We start from the raw sequence: 24,694 nt of genomic DNA on the forward strand, positions 1-24,694 counted from the left end.
GGGCCGCGTCACTCGTCGAACTCCAACTCGTCCTCGCCGATGACTTCGGCTCGGGTCATCGGCCAAGCCGGAAGGTCTGCTGTCTCGACGGCAGCAGCGAATGCCGCCATGGCCGCTTCGACCGCTTGGTCGGAACTCTCAGCCTCCACAACGATCTGGGCGCCGTAGGCCATCGCACCAACGCCGGATGCGATGCCTTCGAGCGGTGCGACAGCATCGGCCAGGGCCACCACTTCGCCCAGCTCGACGGGCCGATCGCCTTCGGCCTGGATGGAAACGCTCCACTTGCTCACCGTCGGCATTCCATCGTTCGTAACCGCTTCAGCCGACGTGAGGCAGCCTGCGGGCGAAGCGCTCCAAGCTGGCCAGATCATGGCCCGACTCGAGGCTGTCGATGAACGGACCGGCGGCCATCATGCCGAGCGTGTTCGGCAGTGTCTCGACATCGTCGCTGGCGAGCGGGTTCATCCAGACGATCCGATGGCAGAGCCGGCTCAGGCGTTCCATTGCGCTTGCCAGGGCTGCAGGCTCGCCCCGGTCCAGCCCGTCGGAGCAGATGATGACGGTGGCCCCCCGGCTGAGCCCCTTGCGACCCCACCTGCGGATGAAGCTGTGCAGCGAAGCGCCGATCTGGGTGCCGCCGTCCCAGTCCAGCACGCGCTCGGCAGCCAGCTTCATAGCGTCGTCGGGCTTACGTCGGTCGAGCGCTGGGGTGATGCGCGTCAGCCGGGTGCCGAAGCAGAACACCTCCACCTTCTGGGCTGCCCGGCGCATCGAGTACGCGAACTGCAGCAGGTTGCGGGAGTGATCCGCCATCGATCCCGAGACGTCGAGAATCAGCACCAGCGGGCGGGCCCGCTCCGCTCGCGTCAAGCGATGCAGAACTGGGGCCGCATGGCTGAGACGCATGGCGTCGCGAGCCATCCGGCGGATGTCGAGGCGCGCCCCCGACGGATCCCGCCGCCGGCGCCGGGTGCGACGCCGGGGCGGTTCGAGCCGGACTTGCGCCATGATCCGCCGCAACGCAGCCAGTTCGACGGGCGTGCACTCGGCAAAGCGCTTGTCGCGCCGGATCTCGACCCCGGAGGCCTGACGCCCGAGCACCATCGGCCGATCGTCGCCCGATTCGGTGCCGGGCTCACTGTCGGGCACGTTCAGCATGCCGCTCTGGCCCTGCGCGATTTGCTCGGCGGCGGACGGCTCGGCACCGGTTGGGGCAGCGTGCCCCAGGAAGTACCGGCGGAATACCTCGTCGTAGAGCGGCAGGTGGTCCCGGCGATGGACCAGCGTCGTTCGCCCGCTCCAGTAGACGTCTTCGAGATCGCTTGGTGTGAGTTCCGAGACCGCACAGCAGAACGTGACCACGTCGTCAGCACCCACCGGCAGGCCCTCGTTTCGCAACGCATGACCGAAGCCGACCAGCCGTTCCACCAGTTCCGTAGCCGACGGGTCCAGTTCTTCGCCGGTTTCGGGACCCGACTCAGCCACGGGCGGCCACGAAGCAGCGCCGGCCGCAGGAATTGGCCGCCGCCATGTCGGGTTCGGACCCGCCATCCGGCTCAGGCATCGGCGACAACCCTGCCGAGTTCGGCTTCGACCAGTTCGAGGTCGTCGCGGTCCTTGATGACCGCACCGATCGTGTCGGCTGCGGCCGCAGCATCGAGATCGTCGGTACCCAGCACGCCTAGCGCGTCGACCCAGTCGAGCGTCTCGGCGACCCCCGGCGGCTTGGCGAGATCCATGTCACGCAGGCGCTGGACGGCGGCAACCACCTTGTGGGCGAGGGTCATGACGGCATCGGGGGCACGCAAGCGGACGATCTCGATTTCCTCCTCGAAACTGGGGTAGCCGATCCAGTGATACAGACATCGGCGCTTGAGGGCGTCGTGCAGTTCCCGTGTTCGATTCGAGGTCAGCACCACCATCGGTCGGCTGGCCGCGGTGACGGTGCCGATCTCGGGGATCGTGATCTGGAAGTCCGACAGCAGCTCCAGCAGGAAGGCCTCGAATTCGTCGTCGGCACGGTCGATCTCGTCGATGAGCAGCACCGCGCTGCTGCCGGCCTTGATCGCCGACAGCAGCGGCCGCTCGATAAGGAAGTTAGGGCCGTACAGCCCGCTGACGGCCTCGGCGTCGGTCAGCTCGCTCTCCGACAGCGCCCTGACGTGCAGCATCTGCCGCGCGTAGTCCCACTCGTAGAGCGCTTGGTAGGTGTCGATGCCCTCGTAGCACTGCAGGCGGATCAGCTCCCGCCCGCCGATCTCCGCGAGGCACTTGGCCATCTCGGTCTTGCCGACGCCGACCTCGCCTTCGAGCAGGATCGGCCGGCCCAACCGCATCCCGATGAGCGTTGCGGTGGCCAGGCCGCGGCTCGCGAGGTAGCCGGCTGCTCGAAACTGTGCCTGGAGGTCGGCAACGCTCGCCGGTGTCTCGTTGCGGGGCTGTTCGCTCACCGTTCGAGCCCGGGACGCCGCCGGCCTCAGTCCCCAGATGTGGGACCGAGGACCAGATCGCGCAACGAGCCGCCGTCGGGGGATGACTTGCCCTCGCGTTCGAGCAGCTTCCGCCACGACGTGGCGATGTCCTCGTCGCCTTCAGCAAAGCCGTCGAAGGTGAAATGGCGCGCGTTGCGGCAGATCTTGACGTTGCTGTGCTCGGCGTCGAAGCCGGCACCGTCAACTCCCTGCCAGACGTCTGTCAGCACGGGCTGCGGCTCGGTGCCGGCGTCTGCCTGTGCAGGCGCCGGATCAGTCGATGTCACCGCCCCGATAATAGCCGCAGGCGCAAAATCCCGATCAGCGCCTCCGCCGAGCGCCGCCGCCGGCCGGCGTCGCAGTCAGCAGCTAGAGCGGGCGGTTGCCCGTGTTCGGGTCGTAATCTCGGGGGACCCCGGGGTACCTCGGGCATGCCGCAAGAAAGGGCTCGCATGACCGATCGCCAGATTCATATCCGAAGCTGCTCATTGTGCGAAGCGATGTGCGGGCTCGAGGTGCACCACGCCGACGGCGAAGTGAAGCTGATCAGGCCGAACCGCAACGATGTGTGGTCGAAGGGCTACATCTGCCCTAAGGGCACCGTGCTCGGGCACATGTACGCCGATCCCGATCGAGTGCGCAGGCCGCTGGTCCGCGACGCAGCCGGCAATCTGACGGAGGCCAGTTGGGATGCCGCCTTCGAGCGCTGCGCCGAGCTGCTCGGCGGTGTCCGCGACACCTACGGCGTCGAAGCGATCACCGCCTACTTCGGCAATGCCACTGGCTTCAACTACTCGATCAGCCGATACGCGGGCATGTTCCTGCAGCTCGCCGGGATGCCCACGGTGTACACGTCTGGCACCATCGACACCTGGTCGAAGAACGTGGCCTGCCAGCTGATGTACGGGCACTCCTGGCGCATCCCGGTGCCCGACATCGACCACACTGACTTCATGGTGGTCCAGGGCGCCAACCCGTCCGCCAGCCAAGGCAGCTTCATGGGCTGCCCCGATGTCTCAGGTGCTCTGGACCTCGTGCGCGAGCGAGGCAAGGTGGTAGTGATCGACCCGCGCCGCAGCGAGACCTGCGCGCACGCCGACCAGTGGCTGCCGGTGCGGCCCGGCACAGATGCGCTGCTGCAGCTCGCCGTGTTGAACGTGCTGTTCGACGAAGAGCTCGTGCGGCTCGGGCACCTGGCGGATCGGCTCAAGGGCGTGGACGACGTGCGGGCCATCGCTGCTGGGTTCCCGCCGGAGCGGGTGGCCGAGGCGTGCGGTGCTGACGCAGGGGCGATCCGCACCTTGGCCCGCGAGTTCGCTGCGGCTGAGCGGGCCGCGTGGTACGCCCGCATCGGCACCTGCAACCAGGAGTTCGGCACGCTGGCGTCGTGGCTGCCTGACGTCATCTGCGCGCTCACCGGCAACCTGGACGCGGTAGGCGGGATGATGTGGGCGAAGCCGGTGGCGTGGTCGATGCTGCAGCAGGACTGGGGCTTCGAGGGCGGGTTCGACCGCTGGCGGAGCAGGGTTCGCGACATCCCCGAAGTGCTGGGGCAGTTCCCGATGGGATGCCTCGCCGAGGAGATCGACACACCCGGCGAGGGTCAGCTCAAGGGGCTGGTGGTGGTGGGCGGCAACCCGGTGCTGTCTGCCCCCAATTCCGACCGTCTCGACAAGGCATTGCCGCTGCTGGAGGCGATGATCTCGGTGGACAATGCGCTGAACGAGACCTCCCGCCACGCTCACGTGGTCTTGCCGGGGTTGGCAGCGCTCGAGCAGCACTTCTACTCCGAGATGCTGTGGGGCTGGGCCAAGCGCTCCGCAGCGAAGTATGCGCCCCCGCTGTTCCCGCCCTCCGATGATCGGCCCGACGAATGGGAGATCCTGACGCGACTCGGTGCGATGTGCGCAGGCCTCGGAGAGGTGAACGTCGCAGAGTTCGACGATCTGTACTTCTCGGCGCTTGCTGAGCTGGCCGGCGCGGATCCGGCGATGGCGCTGGAGGCATCGCCCCTACCCGGGCCCGAGCGGCTGAATGATCTGGCCATCCGGACCGGTCCGTGGGGCGATCGCTACGGCGAGAACCCCGACGGCTTGAACCTCGACAAGCTGAAGGAAATGCCTGACGGGCTCGACATGGGCCCGATGGTCCCGCAGGTCGATGACATCGTGGTGAATGCCGACGGCAAGATCGACCTGGCGCCCGAGCGCATCACCTCCGACATCGGGCGTCTCGAGGCGAGCCTCGACCGGCCCGATGCCTCGCTGGTGCTCACCAGCCGGCGCCACGTGCGCTCGAACAACTCGTGGATGCACAACGTGGAGGTCTTGGTGCGCGGCAAGGATCGCTGCACGCTGCTCATCCATCCCGACGATGCCGCGGACGCAGGTGTGGCCGACGGCGAACTGGCCCGGGTGTCATCGTCGAACGGTGCCGTCGAGGTGCCAGTGGAAATCAGCGACCAGATGTACCCGGGGGTGGTATCACTGCCTCACGGCTGGGGCCACGACAAGCCCGGCACCCGCCAGTCAGTGGCCAGCAGGTATGCCGGTGTCAACTACAACGTGCTCGTCCCGCCCGATTTCGTGGACGCCCCCTCGGGCAACGCCGCCGTCAACGGCGTGCCGGTGACCGTCGCCCCGGCCTCCGGCGTTCCCGCCTGATCCAGCAGCCGGAACGGGCAGATACGCCGACTCGCGCATCCTCGTAGGATGCCGCGCTGATGCGCAGGGGGGCGGTGGCCACTGAGGCGCCGCGCCTCGAGCCCGAGGTCCGCGGCGGCGGTGCATTCTCGGCCCGCGGCTTCGCCCCGCTGTGGTTCAGCGGATTGTGCTGGCACTGGGGACGCTGGGCGATCGCGTTCCTGGCCAGCTATCACGTCAACCAGATCACCGGCTCGCCACGGATGGTGCAGCTGACTGGGGCCATCATGTGGGCGCCTCTGCTGCTCGGCGGGGCCATCGGCGGGGTGATCTCGGATCGCTTCGACCGTCGGCGCACCGTGCGATTGCAGACAGCGCTTCTGGTGCCGTTCGTGGCCGTGGTAGGGCTGGCCGAGCGGGCTGGGCAACTGGGCATTGCACTGCTGTATCCGTTCTTGTTGTTCGCTGGCATCGGCTGGGTGGTGGACATGACCAGCCGTCGAGCGCTGGTGCTCGACATCGTGGGGCCGCATCGGCTGCACAAGGCAATGGCGTGGGAGACGATGGCGCTCGCCTCAGGCGTAGCGGCGGGGCAGCTGCTGGGTGGCGCAGTTGCTGACCGGGCTGGCGTAGGGGCTGCCTTCCTGGGGGTGGCCGCCATGCTGGGCCTCGGCTTGGTGCTCCTCATGTGGGTACCGCACGTGCCGCCTTCGATGCCCGCCCAGCCGCAACGCATGACCGAGCGCAACCGTGCCGACCGTGGGCTGGCCGGATTGCGACTGGCTCACCCGCGCTGGGCACGGTCCATGGCCGAGCGGGTGTTCGAACTGGTGCCCTCAAGCTCTGCGCCGCACGAGATGATCGATGACGCCTCGCCAGGAGCGACGGCCTCCGGTCAGCCCCAGCGAACCTCGCCGCTGACCGAATTGCGTGACGGGTTGCGCCTGGCGCGGACCAATCGCAGCCTGCTCAGCATCCTGGGTGTCACCGTGATGGCGAACTTCTTCATGTTCGCCTACTTCCCGGCCGTCCAGCTCATCGGCGACCAGGTCAACGCCACGGCGTCGCAGATCGGGATCATCGGCTCGATGACCGGCTTCGGCATGATCACCGGATCGTTGGTCACAGCGAGGTGGGGCGACGGTCGTTGGGGGATCGCCTACTCGTTCGGCGTGTTCGTGGCGATGGCGATGCTCATCGTGTGGGCGCTGTCGCCGAGCGTCCTGATCGCCGTGATCACGCTGTACGTCGCCAGCTGCGGCAGCGGGCTCTTCGCTGCCACGCAGTCGACCCTGGTGCTCACCACCGTGTCGGAGGAGATGCGGGGCCGCGCGATGGGCTTGCTGAGCATGGCGATCGGCGCGCTGCCGGTGGGCACCTACGTGCTCGGCGAGGTAGCGCAGCAGCTCGGCGCTCGCGCCGCAGTCATCTTGATGGCCTCATTGGGACTCGCCGGGATGACGCTGTGGCTGCTGATCCGGCCGCAGGTGCTCCAGCGTTCGGGTCCCACGCCCTGAGGTTTCCAGCAGCATCTTGGGGGTGAGTACGCTGCCGCGTGGCTGAGTCGCGCAGCCGATGTGCGTGACGAGAGGGGGAGCCGATCATGAAAGCCGCAGTGCTCAACGAGATTCCGGGCGAACTCGACATTGAGGACATCTCGGTCGACGCGCCGACCCCCGACGAGGTCCTGTTGCGGGTGGTGCACGCGGGCCTGTGTCACAGCGACCTGCACTTCATGGATGCCCACTGGCCGTACCAGCTCCCCGCTGTCATGGGCCATGAGAGCGCCGGCGTGGTCCAAGCAGTCGGCGAGAACGTGGCCTACGTGAAGCCCGGCGACCATGTCATTTCCTGCCTGTCGGTTTTCTGCGGCCACTGTGAGCGCTGCCTGACCGGTCGCCCGAACATCTGCGCCAATCCCGCTGCTGTCGCTCGGCCTTCCGGAGCCGCACCGCGGCTGGCCAAGAAAGACGGCACCGAGGTGGGCCAGTTCGCCCGCCTGGGCGGGTTCGCCGAGGAGATGCTGATCCACCAGAACGCTGTCGTGAAGATCCGCGACGACATGCCGCTCGACCGTGCGGCGCTCATCGGCTGCGGTGTCACCACGGGGCTGGGTGCGGTGTTCAAGACAGCCCGCGTCGAGCCCGGTTCCACGGTGGCCGTATACGGCGCTGGCGGGATCGGCCTCTCCGCCGTACAGGGCGCACGTATCGCCGGGGCCGGCCGGGTCATCTCGGTGGATGTCGAGAACGACAAGCTGGAGACGGCTCGCCAGGTGGGCGCCACCGACACGGTCAACGCTTCCGAGGGCGATCCAGTCGAAGCCATCAAGGAATTGACGAGCGGCGGTGTCGATTACGCCTTCGAGTGCATCGGGCTGAAGCAAACCTGCGAGCAGGCGTGGTCGTCGTCGCGGCCCGGCGGCACCACCGTCATCGTGGGCATGATGCCGTTCGGCGAGAAGATCGAGATCCCGGGCTATGAGGTGTTCATGCTCGAGAAGCGGCTGCAGGGCTCGATGATGGGCTCGAACGCCTTCCGGGTGGACATGCCCCGCTACGTCGACATGTATCTCGACGGCCGCCTGATGCTCGACGAGATGATCTCAGCGCACATGCCGCTGGATGACATCAACGTCGGCTACGAGCAGATGCGCCAGCGCGTGGGCACCCGCACCGTCATCGACTTCGACTAGCCGGTCTGCCCGGTACGGGGACGGGCCGCATCAATCCAACAACCAGCAAGAGAGGGGCCATGGAGGTCGAGGGCAGAGTTGCTGTAGTAACAGGCGCGGCGAGCGGCATGGGCCGCGCCATGGCCGACACGTTCGCGGCGGCAGGCATGAAGGTAGTGCTGGCCGATATCGAGGAAGCCCCGCTGAACGATGCCGCCGCCGAGGTGCGCGAGGCCGGTGCAGAGGCCATCGCGGTGCGCACGGACGTATCGCAGCTGGCACAGATCGAGGCGCTCGCCGAGGCTGCCGTGGAGCAGTTCGGAGCGGTGCATGTGCTCTGCAACAACGCCGGCGTCGGCATTCCCGGTCCGGTGGGGGACATGTCGCTCGAGGACTGGCGCTGGACGCTCGACATCAACCTGTGGGGGCCGATCTACGGCTGCCACGTGTTCCTGCCGATCATCGAAGCGACCGGCGAGGGCCACATCAACTCGACTGCTTCGGTGGCCGGGCTGTACGGCGGCGCCTCGCTGGGTGCGTACAACGTGTCCAAGCACGGTGTGGTGGCGTTGATGGCCACGCTGGAGCGGGATCTGCGGTTGCGTAACTCGCCGGTGCATGCCTCGGTGCTGTGCCCGGGACCGATCAACACCAACATCGTGTACAGCCAGCGCAATCGTGACCCTGAAGATGCCGCCCACCACGTGCGTACCGATCAGGGCGACAAGTTCTGGGACATGCTCAAGGGCTATCTAGCCGAGGGCATGGACCCGGCCGATGTGGGGCCGATGGTGCTGAATGCCGTGCGCACCGACCGATTCTGGGTGCTGACGCATCCCGAGATGGGCAAGATCGCCCGCTACCAAGCCGATGCCATGCTCGACGACGGTCACCTCACGCGCTGAGCGCCTGTTGAGCGTCGGCCGCTTGACGCGGCCATGCAGCGTCCGCTGCGGGAGATGGGCCAGCCGCGAAGCAGCACGTTCGGTCTGCTCGCACGGCGACGCTGAGGCAAACGGAGCGGCACGGCGTTTACTGAACCCGTGACGCCGACCGAGTTGCTACGAGCGAGACGCTTGACCCGAGCGCGGCTCCGTCGGTCCTGAGCACGTGAAGCCCGCAGGACCCAACGTGCGCGCGCGAGCGCGGCTGTCCGCACGGCCGTCGGTGTTCACGGTCGTCCCGCAGATTCTCGATGCCGCCGGCCGGCCACTCGCCCCATCGGTGGCGCCCCCTGCCCCGCGCCCGGCGCCGTCGGGCGCTGCGCCCACCGACCACCCGGCTCAGGCCGTCGAAGCACCGCCCTCAGACAGCTACCGGTGGCGACTGCTCGGCGTGATCGGGCTGGCCGTGCTCGGGTTCGGCTCGCTGATGACGCTGGTGGGCGTCTCGCTCACCCCCATCGCGGAAGACCTCGATACCACGCTGCCCACCGCCGGCTGGGTCATCACCGGCCTCATGCTGGCCATGGCCGTCTCGACCCCCGCCGGCGGCAAGCTGGCCGACCGCTTCGGGCATCGCCGCATGTTCCTCATCGGCATCGTCGGGATGACCGTCACCATGATCGCCAACTACTGGGTGCCCGACATCGGCGCCTTCATCGCCGTGAGAGTGATGTTCGGGCTGTGCGGCGGGCTGCTGATGCCCTCGGGTATGGCGTTGCTCATGCATGCGTTCGGTCCGGCCGAGCGGGCGCGGGCTGTCGGCTGGTTCCAGTTCGCCATGACTGGTGCTCCGACGATCGGCGTGGTCGTCGGCGGACCGTTGCTGAACGTGTTCGGGTGGCGGGGCATCTTCTTGCTGTTCGGCGTGATCAGCCTCGTGTCGCTGATCTTCGCAGCCGTCGTCGTGAAGCCGATTCCCCGGGGCGAGCGGGTGCCGATCGACATCCTGGGGGCGCTGCTGCTCGCGGGCGGAACGCTGCTGGTGCTGTGGGCGATCACTCGGCTGCCGATGATCCTGCGGGCGGGCGACGCGCTGCTCTCAGATCAGACGCTGATGCTGATGCTGGGCGGTGCGGTGGCCTGCTTCGTGCTGTTCGTGCTGTGGGAGCGCCGCGCCCCCGCCCCCTTCTTGGATCTGCGTCTGTTCCGCCGAGCCAGTTTCACGTTGCCGCTGCTGTCGGCGCCGGCCAACCAGTTCGCGTACATGGGCGGCTTCATGGTGGTGCCCTGGGTGCTGCAGGAGCGGTACGGCTTCTCGGTGGGCGTGGCGGCGATGCTCATGGTGCCCCGGCCAGGCGCATTCGCCGTGGCGTCGCCGCTGGGCGGCACGCTGGTGACCAAGATCGGCGCCCGGATCCCGATGTTCTTTGGCACCTCCGCGATGATCGGCTCGATGATCGCCTTCGCCCTGGGCGCCAAGCCGGTGGGCTGGGGCCTCGCAGCGATCATGGTGGGGCTGGTGCTGTCGGGGGTCTCCGCAGGCGTCGGCTCACCCGCTTACCAGGTGCTGGTCGCCAACTCGGTGGAAGACAAGGACCTCGGCATGGCCAACGGCATGAACCAGACGGTCATGTGGATGGGCATCATCCTGGGGATCCAGTCGATGCTGGCCTTCACCGGCGAGGATCCCTCGCTGGGCCGCCTGCGAGCAACGTTCCTGTTCGGCGCTGCAGTGGCGGCGATCGGCTACGTGGCACCCCTGTTCGCCACCCGCCGCGCCACCCGCCTGGCCTGAGCACCCGCTCGTCCGCGCGTGCTCGTGCGTCGGGAATTGTCAGGAGTTTTAGCCCTAATTTTCCAGAGTTTTAGCCTTGGGAAAACTGTACGGAAGGCTAAAACTCATACCTAGAGGGCTGCGAGGAAGTCGAGCAGTTCGGCGTTGAGCTCGTCGGCGGCTTCCTGCTGCACCCAGTGGCCGATGCCGTCGAGGATCACTGACTTGTGCAGGTTGGGCATGGTCTCGCCGAACTTGGCGATGGAGCCGGCGCCCCACACGGTCGGCCCGTCGACTTCGCCGCCGACGAACAGGCTCGGCTGGGTGATGGCCGCTCCGTCGAAGGCGGCCATGTCCTCCCAGTCGCGGTCCACGTTGCGGTAGCGGTTCAGCCCGCCGGACATGCCCGTGCGGGTGAACTCCGAGGTGTAGTAGGCGAAGTCGGCCTCCGACATCCAGTGGGGCCAGGATCCCTTCTCGGGCCAGACGAAGTTGTCAGAGAGCTTGCCGCCCGGCGCCACGCCGAAGCCCCCGCCTGACGAGTCGCCCGAAGCCAGCCGGGCCCGCACGCCGTCTCCCGAGGCGGAGAAGTACATGCCCAGCAGCCAGCGGGGAAGGTCGACCTCCATTTCAGCTTCGGCACGGCCCGGCTCTTGGAAGTACTCGATGTAGAACTCCTTGTCGCCGCCCATCATGCGGAAGGCGGCGCTGGGCTTGAAGTCGCTGCGGGCGTTGTAGGGCACGCTCACCAGTCCGAGTGCTGTGAAGATGTCGGGCCGCAGCAGGGCCGAGCTCCACGCGATGGGTGCGCCCCAGTCGTGGCCCACGATGACGGCAGTGTCCTCGCCGAGCGCCCGTACGACGCCCACGTTGTCGGCAACGTGACGGACCATGCGGTAGTCGTCGACCACTGCGGGCGCGGAGGAGCGGCCGTAGCCGCGCACGTCGATCGCCACCGCCCGATACCCAGCCGCAGCCACCGCAGGCAGCTGGTGGCGCCACGAGTACCACGACTCGGGGAAGCCATGAACGAACAGCACCATCGGCCCCTCGCCCACCTCCGCCACATGAATCCGCGTACCCAGAGCATCCACGTCGTAGTGCTTCACACCCGAAAGATCAGGTGCTGCCATGCCATCGCTCTCACTCATGCCCGCCATTCTGGCCCCCAATTGCGTTTGTCGGCGGGTGGTATTCGAAATTGAGTTGCATGAGATCGACGCACCGCGCGAAGTTCGGCAGATGTGCGCTGGCCAAAGAGCTGTGCTTGCAGAATGCTGGCAACGCAGGCAGAATGCGGGCATGGCTAAGCAGATCACCATCCGGAACGTGCCTGATGAAGTTTGCGACGAGCTCGCTGCCAGGGCTGCCGAGCAGCGCCAGTCGATGCAGGAATACCTGCGGGGGGAACTCGAGCACCTCGTTGCGAAGCCGTCTGTGGCCTCGTTGCTGGAGGAGATTCGACGACGCAAGGAAGCTGCGGGCACTCGGGTCTCAGCGGCCACGATCCTCGAGGCACGCGACGCAGACAGGAAGTGAGCGGAGTGAGCGCAGTCATTGATGCTTCGACTCTGTTGGCTGCGCTCATCGATGACGGCGATGACGGCCGGTGGGCGCTTGAGCAGCTCGCACAGAAGCCGATGGCCGCACCCGAACTGCTGCCCGCCGAGACGTCGAACATCCTGCGGCGTCTGGAGCTGTCGCGCGAGATATCACGACTCGAAGCGACGGCATCCCAGCGTGATCTCACTCGATTCGGCATCGAGCTCTACCCGTTCGGCCCGTTCGCCGATCGCATCTGGGAGCTTCGCTTCAATTTCACCGCCTACGACGCGTGGTACGTCGCCCTCGCTGAGAGGCTTGACTGGCCGCTTGTCACGCTCGACCGCAAGGCAGCAAGAGCCAGCGGATCGCGCTGCGAATTCCGGGTCCCGCCGTGGCCCGAACCGGCTGCCTGACAGCGGAAGCTGGGCGGCCCCGATTCCAACCGGCTCGCACGACCCGGGCGTAGCGCGTTCGCGACTTGTCACACTCCAGCGCGAGGCTGGCGACCATGGGCAGGCAACTGACTGAACTCATCGAGGCCGCGCCGTGGCGCGAGGCCGTGACCTATCGGGACACGTGGCCGCACGAGTACGTGTTGAGCGAGAAGGACGACCAGCGGGAGCTGCTCGCGGCGGTCTGCGCCCGGTTCCACGCCGGCGAGGGCGTCACGGGGCGCTTCTTCCGCATGTCGAATACGTACCTGTTCGTCGGCGATCACAAGTACTGGCTGATGACCGACTATCGCAAGATCAGCCCGCTCGCCGGCGAAGACAACTACGTCATCAACCGAGCCCGCCTGTACCGCGACCGGCGAGACTTCGTGATCCAGCCCGGCGACACCGGCCACCACGACGACTACCCGGCGCACCCTGCCGCGTAACCCATGGACTGAGAATGAACGTCGTGCTGCACTGCGCTAATGAATACTTGCGAGAAATAGATTCTGCGGCACGGTTCATCAACTGAGAAAGAGCATCACCGTGGAAGACGATCACTCACTGCTGGCCCACCTGGTGCCGAAGCTGACACGCGGCGTTGAGGACGCCGCAACCGATGCCCTCGCCTTCATACTCAACAAGTCGGAGGCGTGTCGAGAGGCACTCGTGGAGATGGTGTGCGACGGCGAACGTCGGCTGGCGTCGGTTGCGAGCGCTAGGACGCAAGTGGTCGCCTCGGAGGGCGAGCGGCTAGATCTCGTCGCGTACGACACGGCCGGCTCGAACCGACTCATTATCGAGTCGAAGTTCTGGGCGCCGTTACAGGACGGGCAAGCGAGACGCTATGTCGGGCACCTAGCCGACGATGGTCTCGCCGTACTGCTGTTCGTGGCCCCCGAGGTCCGCCATGAGACGCTCTGGGTCAAGATCGCACGACAGTTCGAGCATCCATCGGAGTTGAAGCTCGGCTCGACCCGCCAAGTAAGAAACATGATCGTCGCTGATGTCCTCGACGGCGGCAAGCGAATCGCGTTGATGGGTTGGGACACGCTGCTTGCCGGTCTGACGAACGCTGACTCCTCGATGGATGCGAATCTTCAGCAGTTGCATGGCTTGGCACTCGCTCAGGACGAGGCGGCCTTTGCGCCACTGCATGCCGAGGATCTCAATGCGACAGTTCCCCGGCGGCTCATGGCCTTCAATCGGCTCGTCGACGGCGTTGCGAGCCGGGGTGCTGGCGAAGGCTGGATGACGAACAAGGGTCTGAAAGCGGTGCCGGGGCGCGACGGCTATCTGCGGTACATCGGCTTCTGCGACGCCGACGGCGAACGGTTGATTGAGCTCGCGTTGTACGTCAGTTTGAAGCGTTGGGCTGATCTCGGTACTACGCCGCTCTGGCTGCGGATCTGGCATAAGCAAGCGATCGATCTTGAAGATCTGAAGCACGGCCTCGCGGAACCTGGCTGGCTGCCAGCGTGGAGCGAACCCAATTGGCTGTGGGTGCCGATCGAATTGCCATTGGGTGTCGAATACGAGGACACGCTCGATTCGGCTACGGCTCAGGTCAAGCGAGTCCGCGACATCGTGGTCGAGATGGCCTAGCCACCTGCGTCGGTGGCCGTCCTCACACTGGTGCTAGCTGGCCGGAAAGGCTCGCTACTGATCGGGCCGTGAACTTTCGGAACGCGAAGATGCAGGAGCACCTGGTCGAACCGCCGAGCCTGTGGCCGGTCCGGGCTGATGCCGCTGCGAGGCTCATCCCCTTCGGCAAGGATGGCGGGATGAGTTTGTTGTCGTTTGAGATGCCTTCTTTGGAGACGATCGAGCTGGAACCTGATGGGGAAACGCTTCGGGTGTGGTTGAACCGGCCGGAGTCGCGCAATGCGCACAACCAGCTGATGATCCGCGAGGTGGGGGACTTGTTCTTGGCGTTGAACGGGCAGACGCAGTACCGGGTGGTGGTGTTTGGTGGGCGAGGGAAGTCGTTCTGCGCCGGTGCTGATCGCAAGGAGCAGCCGCCGACTGCTGCGAGCGATCGCGAGGCTCGCTACATCAACCAACTGGGGCGGCGGGCGGCCCGGGCCATCGAGGACTGCGAAGCGGTCACGATCGCTCGGGTGCACGGGCATGCCATCGGCGGCGGGTGCTGCTTCGCCACGAGCTGCGACTTTCGCATCAGCGAGGCCGATGCGATGTGGTACGTGCCCGAGGTGGAGTTGGGGGTGCCGCTGCCGTGGGGCGCGACGCCCCGGCTGATCGCGGAGCTCGGCATGTCGCGTGCGCGCCAGTTCGTAATGACGAGCGAGCGCATTGACGGGCTCCGGGCCGCTGAGTGGGGATTGGCACACGAAGTGTGTGAAGGCGAAGACGAACTCGATGCGGCCGTGGACCGGTGGGTGGCGCGCTTGCTCGACCTGCCGTCGCTGTCGGTGCAGATGGCCAAGCACCAGCTGCGCGGCTACGCCCAGATCACCCGGCTCGGCGACCTGTCCGAATTCGATGGCGACGCCTCAGCCCGCTCAATCACCAGCGAGGACGCCCAGGCCCGCTTCGGCACCTTCTGACCGGTCCAGCGGGACTGTCGGTCTACCAATTTCGACGATTTGATCTACCAAATCGGACTCTGTCGATCTCGCCGCAGCCTCAGCTGCGGGTGTCGATCTTGTCGTAGGCCTTCTTCATCGCTTGGTAGCCCTCGACGGCTCGGGGGATGCCGCCGTAGATGGTCATCTGCACCATGATCTCTTCGATCTCGGTGCGCGTCAGCCCGTGGTTGAGGCCCGCCGGCACATGGAACGCCAGCTCGTCGGTGCGGCTCAGCACGGTCAGGATCGCAATGACCACGATGCTGCGATCACGCCGGGACAGCTCCTCGCGTGACCAGAGGTCGCCGAACGCCCAGTGATAGGCGATGCGCCCGACCTCGCCGAGGTGCTCGACCAGGCGAGCCATGTCCTCGGAGGGGTCGCTCGACGCCCGGCCTGCCGTGAGGGTTCCCCGCACCTCCGCTGCACGTCGCTCCCGCTCGTCGTCGTCCAGCTCATCGGCACCCGAACGCTCGGGCAGCCGTTCGACCCCGTCGAGTGTGCGGAACCGTTCGTCGACCACCCGGGATGCCGCCATCGCCATCGGGAAGCCGGCGTAGGCGGCCACCTGGATCAGGACCTCTTCGATCTCGGTGCGCGTCAGGCCGTGATTCAGCCCGACTTCGGTGTGCAACGACAGCTCCTCGCTTGAGCCGATGGTGGCCAGCACCGTGATCACGATCAGGCTGCGGTCGCGGCGCGACAGCTCGGGTCGTGCCCACACGTCGCCCATCACCACGTCGAAGGCGAACGTGCCCAAAGCGCCGAGACGCCGGGTCATCGACCGCTGCGCCCGCTCGGGATCGACTTCCCCGTTGGTGAATCGCTCGTATACCTCGAATGCCGCGGCCCGCCGCTCGGCGTGTGTGCGTGGTGTGGTGTCGGTCATGGCGCTCCTCCTCGGCCGAGGCCTGTCATGCGCCATCATCGCCGCGAATACGCAGGTCGCGCCACGCGGTGCCAACGAATGCCAAGTGGAGAGGCCTGCCGTACCGTCGTCACGCCGGTCGCCGCCAATTGTGAATTCGGACGCTCGTGGCTGTGCCGCTCGACAGCGCCTGATGTTCTCGACGCGCGGCAGCACCCAGAGTCCGACTACAGCTCGCCGGGCTCTTTACCGGGCAGGTACGTCACCGGCAGGTTCGTGAGGCGCCGCACCCGTGACGGCAGGTCGGCGCCGACCAGTCGTGAGGCCCCTGCCGGCAGGGTCGACAGGATGATGCCGTCGAAGCTGGAGCGTGACAGCACCGCCTGGATCGCCCGCAGCGGATCAGGGTCGCCGAGCTCACCGGTCGCGGCGTAGGACGCGGCTGCGATCTTGGCGAGCTGGGCGTCGAGACGCTTCTGCGCCTGCTCCATGCCCAGCGTGTCGGGTCCCAGGTAGTCCGCGGCGGGCACGTGCTCGGACGGGATCCCCGTCACGGGGTCGGCTGCGAGCATCGAGAGCCGGCGCGCCCGCGCATAGCTCTTCGAATGCGTCATCGGCACCAGCAGGTGGAACTCGCACGGGCCGTGGGAATTCAGCCGGTCGATCTCGGCAACGACCTCGCCGGTGCCCAACGTCTGGTTGGCCACGATGAGCCAGCGCGTCACCTCCACATCGGGCGCGCCGGGCGTCAGGCCAGGCCGCATCCGGTCGACGCGGAACGCCACTCGCAGCTTGATGCGGTAGAGGGCGATCTCGCCTTCCACGATCATCACGTCACGCTCTTCGACGTGGGCCACCGACAGATCGCGGATCGTCTTGGTGGCCTCGGCAACTCCTCGACGTGCCGCATCCTCCCAAGAAATCCGGCTTGCCGCGACCAGCGTGATGACCTTCTCGACAGCGTTGCGGTTGCGCTGAGGTGATTCGTTCAAGGTGCCGACCTGTTCGGTGTGGGGCTCGTTCCTGCGAGCGATCCAGTGTGCTCCGGTGGGGCAGACTGTAGGGCACACCACGTTCGTGCGGCACACAGCGCGCCGCCGGGGGAGAATCCAATGAGCAGCGTCTACAACGTGATCGAGCTGATCGGCACCAGCGAGGAGTCGTGGGAGAAGGCGACGCAGAACGCCATCACCGAGGCCTCGAAGACTCTGCGAGATCTGCGGGTAGCCGAGGTGGTCGAGCAGGACGTCGTGATCGAGGGCGGCGCGATCGCAGCCTTTCGCACCAAGGTGCGGCTGTCGTTCAAGCACGAGTCGCCTTGAGCCGCCGCAGCGCTAGCGGGCGGTCATCAGGCACGCCCGGGAACCGAGCCCGCGAAGGCCGCACGCTTCGATGACCGCGCGCGGTCTTGACGGCATCCGTGTCGTCGAGCTGGGACAGATGGTGGCGGCTCCGTGGACGGCCAAGCTGCTCGCCGACCTTGGCGCCGACGTCATCAAGGTCGAGCCGCCGCAGGGCGACGCTGCGCGCCGTCGCGGGCCATTCGCTGCTGACCGTGAGCGTCCTGATTCCCAGATCGTCCCCGATGCCGGCTCTGGGCTGACGGGTGGACTGTTCGCTGCCATCAACACGAACAAGCGCGGCATCGTGGTGGACCTCGCCCGGCCAGACGGCCGCGCAACATTGCAACAGCTGCTCGCCGACGCAGACCTGTTCATCCACGATCTGGCGCCGGCAACAGCGGCTGCGCACGGCCTCACAGCAGAACCGCTGCGGGCGCAGCATCCGTCGCTGGTCACGATGTCGATCACGCCATTCGGGCAGACCGGTCCGTATGCGGACTGGCGAGCGACCGAGCTGCAGGTCGTTCACGGCGGCGGCTGGGGCTGGCTTACCCCCGGCTGCGTGGCCGATCCCGAGCTGCCCCCGCTGAAGCCCCACGGCCACCAAGCTGCCTTCCAGTCGGGCTTCGCGGCTGCATGCGCATCGCTCGCCGCCGTCGACCGTGCACAGCGCACCGGACGGGGCGAGCACATCGACTTCGCCCAGATGTCCTACGTGGTCGGGATGCTGGAAGCAGCGTTCATCAGCTGGTCGTACCGGGGCGAGAACCCCAGCCGCCTCGGTGCTCGCATTCTCAACCCGTGGGGGATCTTCCCGACCAGCGACGGGCACATCTTCCTGGTGTGCGTCGAGGCCGATCAGTGGGAGCGGCTGAAGGACTTCATGGGCCGGCCGGAGTGGGCCGATATGGACATCTTCGACACGCTCGAGGGTCGCTTCGAGAACGAAGACCTGCTGCGCATGTGGCTCGGCGAGTGGATCGCTGCGCAGCCGGTGACGGAGCTGTTTCATCGGGGCCAGGCAGAGCGGCTGGCGTTTGCCCCGGTGAACACGGTGGCGCAGATGGCCGCCGACCCGCACCTGGCAGCCCGCGACTTCCTCGTCACCTACGAACAGCCGGGGCTGGGAGACATCACCGTGCCGGGCGCGCCGTCGCGGCTCACGAATTCGTGGTGGTCCATCCGCCGACCGGCACCGTCGCTGGGCGAGCACAGCGGCGCTTCATTTGCCGCGACCGACACAGCGACGGCATCACGGCCAGCACCGTCGCCTGCATCTTCGAACACACCGTCGAGCCGCCCGCTCGACGGCGTCACGGTGGCGGACTTCACCTGGGTCTGGGCGGGTCCCTACTGCACGCTGCACCTGGCGCACCTCGGCGCCACGGTGATCAAGGTGGAATCGTCGGCCCGGCCCGATCTCGGCCGCCGTCTGCCGACGCAGTCGGGCCGTCACACGCCGACGCTCGACACCAACGGTTACTTCAACCAATACGGCCAAGGCAAGCAGAGCATCACCATCGACCTGGGCATTCCCGAAGGGCGTGCACTGGCGAAGCGCTTGGCGCTGTCGTGCGACCTGGTGGTGTCCAACTACGCCACCGGCGTCATGGACGGATGGGGTCTCGGCTACGAGGCCCTGGCCGCAGAGCGTCCCGACGTGATCGTGGGCGCCATCAGCGGCTACGGCCACCATGGGCCGTACCAGTCCTACATGGGCTACGGACCCACCACCGGGCCGCTGTCGGGCCTCGCATCGATGACCGGCTACCCCGGAGCAGACGCAGACGAGCTCGGTGTGTCGCTCGGCGACCCGGCGGCCGGGATTGCAACGGCGTACGCGCTGGTCGCCGCGCTCGTGGCGCGGCGACGCACCGGCGAGGGTCAGTTCATCGACACGTCGATGTGGGAGGCCACCACGGCGTGCACCGTTGAGGGTTGGATGGAATGGGTGATGCGGGGCACGCAGCCGGATCCGATGGGCAACCTCGACCCCCTGTGGTCTCCGCACAACCTGTATCGCTGTGCCGGCAACGATGACTGGATAGCCGTCTGCTGCGTCGACGAAGCCGAGTGGGCTGCGCTGGCGAGGATCACCGGCATCGATCCCGATGATGAGCGATTCGCCACAGCCGCCGACCGCAAGGCCAATGAGGCCGAGCTCGACAAGCTCATCGGCGCGTGGACCCGTGAGCGTGACCAGTGGGACATCACCGAGCTGCTGCAAGCTGCCGGCGTGCCCGCCTTCCCCTCGCTCAGCTCACGCTCACTCGAAGTCAACCCGCACCTCGCCGAGCGCGGGCTGATCGAGCGCCTGGATCACCCGGTCGTGGGCCAGATGAGCCACGTCGGCATCCCGTGGCTCCTCTCCGACGGCACCAATGGCGTGCGCTCGCCGGCTCCCACGCTCGGCCAGCACACGCACGAGGTGCTCACCGGCCTGCTCGGGCTCAACCCCGACGAGATCGCAGCGCTCGAAGCGGCCGACGCTCTCCGCTGAGCCCTACTCCGGCCAGTCGGTGAGGGTGACCACGTCGAAGGTTGCGCCGACAGGGTCGGCCACCGTGGCCATGCGGCCCGGGCCCCAGTCGAAGGGCGGCACGATCACGTCGCCGCCGTTGGCCGTCGCTGCAGCGCAGGCGGCGTCGACGTCGTTCACCCCGAAGCTCACCCGCCAGTGCGGCGGCACACCGGGCGGCGGTGCCACTGACGTGCTCGCCACCGGGTCCCCGTCGAGCGTGAACACTGTCGGCGAGTCGGGCACGCCTTCCATCGTTCCTGCTTCCCAGCCGAACAGCTCGCAGTAGAAGGCTTCGGCGGCCCCGTTGTCGTGCGTGGCGACCTCGGCCCAGGTGAACGCACCGGGGGCGTTCACGATCCCCGCGCCGATGGCCGTGATCGGCGCCCAGGTGCAGAACACGGCTCCTGTCGGGTCGGCAGCGATGACCATGCGGCCAGCGGCATCCGGACCCGGTTCGGGCACATCGATGGCGGGTCGCATGACCGCTCCGCCGCCCGCGGCGACTTGGCCGGCGAACTCGTCGGCATCGTCCACGGTGATGTAGACGTTCCAGCACGGCGGCACGCCTTCGCTGAGCATCTCGGGCGGCATGTCGAATACTCCGGCGGCCGGGTGCCCGTCCACAACGGCCATGACGTAGTTGATCTCGCCGGTGGGGTCGCGCTCGTAGTCCCAGCCCATGACTGCTCGGTAGAAGTCGAGCGCACCCTCCACGTCGGTGGTCGCCAAGTCGACCCACGAGGGTGTCCCGGCCCGATGGCTCTCTCGCAATGGCATGTCTTCCGTTTCTCCTCGCTGATCGCCCTGCGTGGGTTTCGTCCGTCGGTTTCCGTCAGTCGGCCTCGGGGGCTGCGAGGGCACGCCGCATCGCAATGGCGGTGAGTTCTTGAGCTTCGTGTGCTTGATCCAGGAAGCGGGTCATGCCGAAGAAGCCGTGGAACTGGCCCGGATACTCGATGAGCGTCGTGGGCACGCCTGCATCGGAGAGCTTCTGTGCGTACTCGACGCCCTCGTCGCGCAGCGGGTCGTGACCGGCCACGATGACGAAGGCGGGCGCGGCACCCGACGGATCGTCGACTGCGAGCGGGGCTGCATAGGGATTGGCCCGCTCCGATGGCGCGCAGTAGTGATCGTCGAACCAGGCCATCGTGTCGCGGGTCAGCAGGTAGCCCTCGGCGTTGGCGACCATCGAGTGGGTGTCGCGGTCGAAGTCAGTCACGGGGTAGATGAGCACCTGCAGGGCTGGCTGGCCGCAAGCGTCGCCATTCGCTGCGCTGTCGCGGCACATCAGTGCCACGCCGGCGGCGAGATTGCCGCCGGCGCTGTCGCCGCCGATCGCCACACGAGCCGGATCGATGCCCAACGAGGGAGCATTGTCGATCACCCACTGCGTGGCGGCGCAGCAGTCGTCTGCCGGCGCTGGGAACGGATCCTCGGGTGCGAGCCGGTAATCCACCGACACCGTCACGACTCCGGCCAGCATCGTCAGCGCCCGGCATGTGCGGTCGTGGGTCTCGATGCTGCCGACCACCCAGCCGCCGCCGTGGAAATACACGAGGCAGCCGAGTGTGCCGCTTGCGTCGGCCGTGGCTGCGCCGTCGCCTGGGCGGTAGATGCGCACGCCGATCTCGTTGCCGTCGGGGCCGGGAATCGTTCGGTCCTCGGTGGTGGCAACCTCAACGAACTCGCCGGAAGGCGGCATCTCCTCGAAGCCCGCCCGGGCACGTTCATAACCGACATCCTCGAATGACGGTCGGCCCAGAGCGTTCAGCTGGTCGATGACTTGGGATGCTTCTGCTTCAAGTGTCACGGCGCGCAGCATATGAGGCGGGGTGGGAGCCTCGCGGGGCCGTTGGGAGCCGAGCGTCCGCCGGTGCCCGACCTCCCGCTGCCGTACGCTGATGCGGGCACGGTGGCGTGCGGAAGCGGCGGCAATGACGGGGGCACGACATGGGTGATCTGCTGATCTCAGGCGGGAGTTTGATCGACGGCACGGGCGCTGAGCCGCGCCGGGCCGATGTGCTCATCTCCGACGGCGTGATTGCTGAGATCGGCGAGTCGCCCGGCGATCTCGCGGGCTGCCGGGTCGACCGCACCATCGACGCCGAGGGCCATGCGGTCACGCCCGGGTTCATCGACGTGCACACCCATATGGACGCACAGATCGCCTGGGACCCGATGGGCGAGAGCTCGTGCTTCCACGGTGTGACCACCGCCGTGATGGGCAACTGCGGCTTCACGCTGGCCCCTGCCCGACCCGACGCCCGCCACCTGGTGGTGCGCAATCTCGAGCGGGCCGAGGACATCTCCGCCGAAGCGATGGCTGCAGGCATCGACTGGACGTGGGAGACGTTCCCCGAATACCTCGACTTCGTGGATGCAACTCCCAAGGGCATCAACTACGCCGGCTACCTCGGGCACTCGGCGCTGCGCACGTGGGCTATGGGCGAAGCTGCGTTCGACCGCGGCGCCAACGACGACGAGCTCGCGCTGATGCTGCAGCAGCTGCGCGACTCGCTGCGTGCCGGCGCCATCGGCTTCACCACTTCCATCTCGTACAACCATGAGACCGCCGATGACCGCCCGGTGGCCTCGCGCCTGGCGGAATGGTCGGAGATCGATGCGTTGGTCAGCGAGATGGGCGTCATGGGCGCTGGCATCTTCGAGCTGGCCAATCACGGCGATCTGCGCTCACGCGACACCGAACGGAACGACGCCTATGTCGCCAAGATCGTCGAGCTGGGCGCCCGTACCCGGGTGCCGATCACCTACGGCATGCTCGCCCCCTCCAGCGAGGACCACCACTGGAAGCCGGTGATCAAGCTGCTCGACGGCATCAATGCCGCCGGCGGCACTTCGTGGGGGCAGGCGCATTCCCGCTGCCTGGGCACGCTGCTGTCGTTCAAGACCTCATTGCCGTTCGATGCTCTGCCGCTGTGGCGCGAGGTGCGCGCCGACTCTCGTGGCGAGCAGTGGTCGGCGCTCCGAGACCCCGAGATCCGGGCTCGGCTGGTGGACGAGGCTGAGAATGGCGACTACGGCAGGGCCCTCGGGCCCGAAGCCCGCAAGCCGATCTGGTCGCACATCTACCCGTTGACGCAGCCGCTGCCGCCGTTCCGCACGATGGACGTGATCGCTGCCGAGCGTGGTACGACGCCGATGGAAGCGTTCGTCGATCTTGCGCTCGACAGCGATTTGGAGATGTTCTTCGTCCAGGCCCTCGCCAATCAGGACCAGGATCTGGTGCTGCACTTGTTGAAGCACCCCCGGGCGATCCCGACGTTTTCCGACAGCGGTGCGCATGTCACACAGATCATGGACTCGTCGCTGCAGACGCACCTGCTGGGCCACTGGGTACGCGATCGTCAGGAGTTCACGCTGGAAGACGCCGTGCACCGCATCACGCAGCTGCCCGCGACGGCATGGGGTTTCGACGATCGTGGCGTGCTCGAAGTGGGCAAGGCGGCTGACCTGAACGTGTTCGATCCCGACACGGTGTCACCAGACATGCCTGTGCTGGTGCACGACCTGCCGGCGGGTGCTCCGCGCCTGCGCCAAACGGCCACGGGCTTCGCGGCCACCATTGTGAATGGCGAAGTCATCACCGAGCACGGCAAGGTGACCGGTGCCGTGCCGGGTCAGCTCCTGCGAGGTCCGCTGGCCCGCTGAGCAGCCCTGCTGGGCGTTCTCGCCGATTGGGCGAGCTGGCGACTGGACTTGCCTAGGACTCGGCTGCGTTCAGGTTCTCGCGTTTCTCGGTGACGCCCGGGTTCGGGCGGTTGCCGACGTATGCGCTGCCGTAGTTGGGCTCGCTGGACCAGTCGACGCTGTCCAGCGCTGTCTCAAGCCCGCGACGGGCGTCATTCCATGCCGCTACCAGCCGGTCTTCAGCGTCGTAGTCGAAGGGGTCGCCCAGCCGCTGTTCGAGCGCTCCGCCGCGTTCGAGTGGGTTCTCAGCCAGCCATCGGGCGGCGGCCCGCCACGCATCGACGGGCGCCAGCACGTCTCGGTAGCCGAGATCCCGCACGGTCGGACCGATGTCGAGCACCCGGTGCATGGTGGACCAGCTGCCCACCAGCGGCCGTGCCGGCGCTGCCAGCTCGTAGGGGAGCGACACCAGCTCCCAGCTATGGCCAAGCTCGTCCGCGATGACCTCGGCGATCTGGGCGATCGACAGTGCAGCCGAATCGGCCACGTTGTAGATGCCGCCGAGCGCGGCGGCAGGCGCATCGCACGCCAGCAGCGTGGCGTGAGCTGCGTTGCCGATCCATCCCTGGCTCTTCAGCGTCAGGCCGCCGTCGGCCACCACGAGGTGAGTCCGCCGGTCGAGCGCCCTGCGCACCAGCGGCCACTCACGCGGCAACGGCTGGCGTGGCCCGTAGAGCTGCGGGTAGCGCAGGTGGATCGCGCTGGGGTGGTGCTCGAAGACGGCCTCCTCAGTAACCCGGATCATCCGCAGCTTGCGGAACTCTTCGCCGTCGCCGACCAGCGGCGCGCTGTACGGCAGTGGCACCGGCATGCCGAGCGGGAACAGGTCGTCGGGGCTGCCGAAGCCCCGGTACACGCCGACACCGCCGATCGACACGAAATGGCCGCAGCGTCCCGCCAGCAGCGGCGCCAGCATCCGCAGTCGCCCGTACATGGCCACGACCAGATCGAACGACTCACCGCCGAGCGCTGCGGTGGTGGCCTCGCCGTCGAAGGGGTCGGTGTAGATGCGGCGGACCTCAGGGCCGATCAGGTCGCTCTGGTGCCGTCCGGTGTGCAGGATGGTCACGTCGTAGCCGCGCTCGATCAGCCCGTTGACGACCAGCGGCCCTGTCGGGCCGGTGCCCCCGATGACGAGTGCTGTGTGGCGCGACGTCACCGGTTCATTGTGCCGCCTTGATGCCACCAGAGCTGAGTGCGCTCACGGTGAGGTAATGCCGCGGCGCGGCGTGTAGCTTC

Annotated in this window: 23 protein-coding genes; 13 read left to right on the forward strand and 10 right to left on the reverse strand. The window is 67.2% G+C overall.

Going from position 1 to position 24,694, the window contains the following annotated elements; translation table 11 throughout:
* Nucleotides 1-8: 8 nt before the first annotated feature.
* From ACOGI8_RS03320 to ACOGI8_RS03335, 4 genes are all read right to left on the reverse strand, one after another.
* The gene (locus tag ACOGI8_RS03320) at nucleotides 9-293 is read right to left on the reverse strand and encodes a hypothetical protein (protein ID WP_419855472.1); all 285 of its coding nucleotides are present in this window, start codon (nucleotides 291-293) and stop codon (nucleotides 9-11) included.
* Between the two features lie 28 nt (nucleotides 294-321).
* Nucleotides 322-1,488, reverse strand: a complete 1,167-nt coding sequence (locus ACOGI8_RS03325; protein ID WP_419855473.1) for a vWA domain-containing protein — start codon at nucleotides 1,486-1,488, stop codon at nucleotides 322-324.
* 71 nt (nucleotides 1,489-1,559) lie between these two features.
* Nucleotides 1,560-2,453, reverse strand: coding sequence for an AAA family ATPase (locus ACOGI8_RS03330; protein WP_419855474.1), 894 nt, complete (start codon nucleotides 2,451-2,453; stop codon nucleotides 1,560-1,562).
* A 26-nt stretch (nucleotides 2,454-2,479) separates the two neighbouring features.
* Nucleotides 2,480-2,761, reverse strand: a complete 282-nt coding sequence (locus ACOGI8_RS03335) for a hypothetical protein (RefSeq protein ID WP_419855475.1) — start codon at nucleotides 2,759-2,761, stop codon at nucleotides 2,480-2,482.
* 165 nt (nucleotides 2,762-2,926) lie between these two features.
* Here ACOGI8_RS03335 and ACOGI8_RS03340 point away from each other — a divergent pair, with 165 nt between their 5' ends.
* The 5 genes from ACOGI8_RS03340 to ACOGI8_RS03360 all read left to right on the forward strand — a co-directional run bounded on the left by ACOGI8_RS03340 (nucleotide 2,927) and on the right by ACOGI8_RS03360 (nucleotide 10,469).
* A complete protein-coding gene (locus tag ACOGI8_RS03340; protein WP_419855476.1) occupies nucleotides 2,927-5,137 on the forward strand; it encodes a molybdopterin-dependent oxidoreductase in 2,211 nt (736 codons plus the stop codon).
* Between the two features lie 59 nt (nucleotides 5,138-5,196).
* Nucleotides 5,197-6,633 (forward strand): MFS transporter, encoded by a 1,437-nt coding sequence (locus ACOGI8_RS03345; RefSeq protein ID WP_419855477.1) that lies wholly within the window; start codon nucleotides 5,197-5,199, stop codon nucleotides 6,631-6,633.
* Nucleotides 6,634-6,719: 86 nt separating this feature from the next.
* Nucleotides 6,720-7,811, forward strand: coding sequence for a Zn-dependent alcohol dehydrogenase (locus ACOGI8_RS03350; protein WP_419855478.1), 1,092 nt, complete (start codon nucleotides 6,720-6,722; stop codon nucleotides 7,809-7,811).
* A 59-nt stretch (nucleotides 7,812-7,870) separates the two neighbouring features.
* Entirely contained in the window at nucleotides 7,871-8,695 is an 825-nt protein-coding gene (locus tag ACOGI8_RS03355; protein WP_419855479.1) for an SDR family NAD(P)-dependent oxidoreductase, read from the forward strand.
* 226 nt (nucleotides 8,696-8,921) lie between these two features.
* Nucleotides 8,922-10,469, forward strand: a complete 1,548-nt coding sequence (locus ACOGI8_RS03360) for an MFS transporter (protein WP_419855480.1) — start codon at nucleotides 8,922-8,924, stop codon at nucleotides 10,467-10,469.
* A 110-nt stretch (nucleotides 10,470-10,579) separates the two neighbouring features.
* Here ACOGI8_RS03360 and ACOGI8_RS03365 read toward each other — a convergent pair whose 3' ends face one another.
* Nucleotides 10,580-11,599 carry an alpha/beta fold hydrolase gene (locus tag ACOGI8_RS03365; RefSeq protein ID WP_419855481.1) on the reverse strand — a complete coding sequence of 340 codons (1,020 nt, stop codon included), beginning with the start codon at nucleotides 11,597-11,599 and terminating at the stop codon, nucleotides 10,580-10,582.
* 151 nt (nucleotides 11,600-11,750) lie between these two features.
* Here ACOGI8_RS03365 and ACOGI8_RS03370 point away from each other — a divergent pair, with 151 nt between their 5' ends.
* The 5 genes from ACOGI8_RS03370 (at nucleotide 11,751) to ACOGI8_RS03390 (ending at nucleotide 14,994) form a co-directional block, all read left to right on the forward strand.
* Entirely contained in the window at nucleotides 11,751-11,987 is a 237-nt protein-coding gene (locus ACOGI8_RS03370; RefSeq protein ID WP_419855482.1) for a FitA-like ribbon-helix-helix domain-containing protein, read from the forward strand.
* A gap of 5 nt (nucleotides 11,988-11,992) precedes the next feature.
* A complete protein-coding gene (locus tag ACOGI8_RS03375; protein ID WP_419855483.1) occupies nucleotides 11,993-12,406 on the forward strand; it encodes a type II toxin-antitoxin system VapC family toxin in 414 nt (137 codons plus the stop codon).
* 95 nt (nucleotides 12,407-12,501) lie between these two features.
* The gene (locus ACOGI8_RS03380) at nucleotides 12,502-12,873 is read left to right on the forward strand and encodes a hypothetical protein (protein WP_419855484.1); all 372 of its coding nucleotides are present in this window, start codon (nucleotides 12,502-12,504) and stop codon (nucleotides 12,871-12,873) included.
* A gap of 100 nt (nucleotides 12,874-12,973) precedes the next feature.
* Entirely contained in the window at nucleotides 12,974-14,032 is a 1,059-nt protein-coding gene (locus ACOGI8_RS03385) for a PD-(D/E)XK nuclease family protein (RefSeq protein WP_419855485.1), read from the forward strand.
* Nucleotides 14,033-14,100: 68 nt separating this feature from the next.
* Entirely contained in the window at nucleotides 14,101-14,994 is an 894-nt protein-coding gene (locus ACOGI8_RS03390; protein WP_419855486.1) for an enoyl-CoA hydratase/isomerase family protein, read from the forward strand.
* A 79-nt stretch (nucleotides 14,995-15,073) separates the two neighbouring features.
* Here ACOGI8_RS03390 and ACOGI8_RS03395 read toward each other — a convergent pair whose 3' ends face one another.
* Both ACOGI8_RS03395 and ACOGI8_RS03400 read right to left on the reverse strand, forming a co-directional pair.
* Complete coding sequence (locus ACOGI8_RS03395; RefSeq protein ID WP_419855487.1) at nucleotides 15,074-15,904, reverse strand: carboxymuconolactone decarboxylase family protein; 831 nt, start codon at nucleotides 15,902-15,904, stop codon at nucleotides 15,074-15,076.
* Between the two features lie 206 nt (nucleotides 15,905-16,110).
* Entirely contained in the window at nucleotides 16,111-16,875 is a 765-nt protein-coding gene (locus ACOGI8_RS03400) for a dodecin family protein (protein ID WP_419855488.1), read from the reverse strand.
* A 120-nt stretch (nucleotides 16,876-16,995) separates the two neighbouring features.
* Between ACOGI8_RS03400 and ACOGI8_RS03405 the strand changes: the two genes are divergently transcribed.
* Together ACOGI8_RS03405 and ACOGI8_RS03410 are read left to right on the forward strand one after the other, a co-directional pair.
* Nucleotides 16,996-17,205 (forward strand): dodecin family protein, encoded by a 210-nt coding sequence (locus ACOGI8_RS03405; protein WP_419855489.1) that lies wholly within the window; start codon nucleotides 16,996-16,998, stop codon nucleotides 17,203-17,205.
* Nucleotides 17,206-17,275: 70 nt separating this feature from the next.
* Nucleotides 17,276-19,726, forward strand: coding sequence for a CaiB/BaiF CoA transferase family protein (locus ACOGI8_RS03410; RefSeq protein ID WP_419855490.1), 2,451 nt, complete (start codon nucleotides 17,276-17,278; stop codon nucleotides 19,724-19,726).
* 3 nt (nucleotides 19,727-19,729) lie between these two features.
* Here ACOGI8_RS03410 and ACOGI8_RS03415 read toward each other — a convergent pair whose 3' ends face one another.
* The gene (locus ACOGI8_RS03415; protein WP_419855491.1) at nucleotides 19,730-20,524 is read right to left on the reverse strand and encodes a VOC family protein; all 795 of its coding nucleotides are present in this window, start codon (nucleotides 20,522-20,524) and stop codon (nucleotides 19,730-19,732) included.
* Nucleotides 20,525-20,579: 55 nt separating this feature from the next.
* Nucleotides 20,580-21,557: an alpha/beta hydrolase gene (locus tag ACOGI8_RS03420; RefSeq protein WP_419855492.1), complete on the reverse strand. Its 978-nt coding sequence runs from the start codon at nucleotides 21,555-21,557 to the stop codon at nucleotides 20,580-20,582.
* 140 nt (nucleotides 21,558-21,697) lie between these two features.
* Between ACOGI8_RS03420 and ACOGI8_RS03425 the strand changes: the two genes are divergently transcribed.
* The gene (locus ACOGI8_RS03425) at nucleotides 21,698-23,416 is read left to right on the forward strand and encodes an N-acyl-D-amino-acid deacylase family protein (protein WP_419855493.1); all 1,719 of its coding nucleotides are present in this window, start codon (nucleotides 21,698-21,700) and stop codon (nucleotides 23,414-23,416) included.
* A 52-nt stretch (nucleotides 23,417-23,468) separates the two neighbouring features.
* Here the strand turns inward: ACOGI8_RS03425 and ACOGI8_RS03430 are convergent, their stop codons facing one another.
* Nucleotides 23,469-24,614, reverse strand: coding sequence for a hypothetical protein (locus ACOGI8_RS03430; protein ID WP_419855494.1), 1,146 nt, complete (start codon nucleotides 24,612-24,614; stop codon nucleotides 23,469-23,471).
* Between the last annotated feature and the right edge of the window lie 80 nt (nucleotides 24,615-24,694).

This window comes from Candidatus Poriferisodalis sp., from assembly GCF_965204195.1.
Lineage (GTDB): Bacteria > Actinomycetota > Acidimicrobiia > Acidimicrobiales > Poriferisodalaceae > Poriferisodalis.

What these genes read in the sequence shown, in the direction of transcription:
- ACOGI8_RS03340 (WP_419855476.1), top strand. Translation starts at nt 2,927, where the DNA reads ATGACCGATCGCCAGATTCATATCCGAAGCTGCTCATTGTGCGAAGCG.
- ACOGI8_RS03345 (WP_419855477.1), top strand. Translation starts at nt 5,197, where the DNA reads ATGCGCAGGGGGGCGGTGGCCACTGAGGCGCCGCGCCTCGAGCCCGAG.
- ACOGI8_RS03350 (WP_419855478.1), top strand. Translation starts at nt 6,720, where the DNA reads ATGAAAGCCGCAGTGCTCAACGAGATTCCGGGCGAACTCGACATTGAG.
- ACOGI8_RS03355 (WP_419855479.1), top strand. Translation starts at nt 7,871, where the DNA reads ATGGAGGTCGAGGGCAGAGTTGCTGTAGTAACAGGCGCGGCGAGCGGC.
- ACOGI8_RS03365 (WP_419855481.1), bottom strand. Translation starts at nt 11,599, where the DNA reads ATGAGTGAGAGCGATGGCATGGCAGCACCTGATCTTTCGGGTGTGAAG.
- ACOGI8_RS03370 (WP_419855482.1), top strand. Translation starts at nt 11,751, where the DNA reads ATGGCTAAGCAGATCACCATCCGGAACGTGCCTGATGAAGTTTGCGAC.
- ACOGI8_RS03380 (WP_419855484.1), top strand. Translation starts at nt 12,502, where the DNA reads ATGGGCAGGCAACTGACTGAACTCATCGAGGCCGCGCCGTGGCGCGAG.
- ACOGI8_RS03395 (WP_419855487.1), bottom strand. Translation starts at nt 15,904, where the DNA reads ATGACCGACACCACACCACGCACACACGCCGAGCGGCGGGCCGCGGCA.
- ACOGI8_RS03405 (WP_419855489.1), top strand. Translation starts at nt 16,996, where the DNA reads ATGAGCAGCGTCTACAACGTGATCGAGCTGATCGGCACCAGCGAGGAG.
- ACOGI8_RS03410 (WP_419855490.1), top strand. Translation starts at nt 17,276, where the DNA reads ATGACCGCGCGCGGTCTTGACGGCATCCGTGTCGTCGAGCTGGGACAG.
- ACOGI8_RS03415 (WP_419855491.1), bottom strand. Translation starts at nt 20,524, where the DNA reads ATGCCATTGCGAGAGAGCCATCGGGCCGGGACACCCTCGTGGGTCGAC.
- ACOGI8_RS03425 (WP_419855493.1), top strand. Translation starts at nt 21,698, where the DNA reads ATGGGTGATCTGCTGATCTCAGGCGGGAGTTTGATCGACGGCACGGGC.